Raw genomic sequence first — 1358 nt, forward strand, 5'->3', positions numbered from 1 at the left:
ATCGGCGCAATCAGCAGGTTGCCGGTTCAGGTCTGGGCTTGGCGATTGTCGGCGAGATCTGTCGCGCGCATCTGGCGCAGATCACCTTGCATGATGGCGAGCAGGCAGGGTTGAAGGTGCGGGTCAGTTTTATTACCGGGTAATACTTTTGTGGCAGGGGTTTTTGTGGCGAGGGGATTTATCCCCGCTCGGCTGCGCAGCAGTCGCAGTTCAGCGATCACAATCTGTCTGGAAAAAACCGGGTCGCAGAGTTCAGCGTCGCTTCGCAACCCAACGGGGATAAATCCCCTCACCACAGGTCAGTAGAACATCGACCGCGATTCTTCCAGATCCGCGCAGAACTGCTTGTTCTCCGGATCAATCCCGAGCTTTCTGAACGCCGGCACGCTAAACGGGTCAATCCGCGCAAACGGATGGTCGGTGTCCTTGCGGCAATACAGATTGGCTACCTGCACGACATCGACGTAATCGATGCGCGTCGAGTCGCGGCTGAAGTCTTGATACAGCAACGGCAAATGCACCAGGCGCTCGGGAAACTCCCACACCCGCAGCAATTTCTCGCCCAGCAATGGGTGAATCTGCTCGATCACATGGGTCAGGCTGACCGCATCCGAGAGCAGTTCATTGTGGTCTTCGGCGTAAGTCAGGATCGGCAGCACGCCAATCTGATGCACCAGTCCGCCGAGTGCCGCCTGATCGGGTTTGAGCTGAGTGTGACGACGACACAGCGCATAGCTGACGCCAGCGATTTCCAGACTGCTGCGCCAGACTTCGCGCATTTTCTGTTCGACCACTTCGGAGCGGGCATTGAAGATCTGCTCCATCACCAGACCGATCGCCAGGTTGCTGCTGTAGTTGATGCCCAAACGGGTGATGGCGGTGTGCAGGTCGGTGACTTCCTGCGCGGCGCGCAGCAGCGGACTGTTGACCACTTTGATCAGGCGCGCCGACAGCGCGGTGTCGCGGCCGATAACTTTGCTCAGGTCGCTGACGCTGATTTCCGGATCCTCGGCAGCCTTGCGAATCTGCAGGGCCACTTCCGGCAAAGTTGGCAGAACCAGGTCATCGTTATCGATGGCCGCAACCAAATCCTGTTGGACCTTTTCCGCCAGTTCGCTCATTTGGACTCTCTAGGGTGTTGCAACAATGCTGCGATCAACGCTGGATTTCGCGGTCGCGATCCAGTTCGTAAGGCAGGTCGAGCACGTGCAACGCGGGGCCTTCGAGGGCGCCCAGACGCAAATCACCGGCTTCGGCAGCTTCGGCCTGCAACACGGCCAGGAGTTCAATGTTTCCCTCGGCATTGGCCGCCAGCACCACTTCGCCGATCGAGCTGTTGTGGCTGGGGGCGAACAGTT

Annotated in this window: 2 protein-coding genes and 1 pseudogene; 1 reads left to right on the top strand and 2 read right to left on the bottom strand. The window is 58.6% G+C overall.

The window, feature by feature from the left end; all coding sequences use genetic code 11:
- Window positions 1-143: hypothetical protein (locus OQK_RS29805; RefSeq protein WP_238537135.1), on the top strand; the 143-nt coding region annotated here is incomplete at its 5' end.
- Between the two features lie 156 nt (window positions 144-299).
- Here the strand turns inward: OQK_RS29805 and OQK_RS00715 are convergent.
- Window positions 300-1121: an HDOD domain-containing protein gene (locus OQK_RS00715; protein WP_016770675.1), complete on the bottom strand. Its 822-nt coding sequence runs from the start codon at window positions 1119-1121 to the stop codon at window positions 300-302.
- Window positions 1122-1155: 34 nt separating this feature from the next.
- A pseudogene (locus OQK_RS00720) lies at window positions 1156-1358 on the bottom strand (folate-binding protein); the annotation flags it as partial.

Source organism: Pseudomonas sp. R62, from assembly GCF_000257605.1.
GTDB classification, from domain to species: domain Bacteria; phylum Pseudomonadota; class Gammaproteobacteria; order Pseudomonadales; family Pseudomonadaceae; genus Aquipseudomonas; species Aquipseudomonas atacamensis.

Excerpts from the sequence above, each read along its gene's own strand:
- OQK_RS00715 (WP_016770675.1), bottom strand. The coding sequence starts at position 1,121 with ATGAGCGAACTGGCGGAAAAGGTCCAACAGGATTTGGTTGCGGCCATC.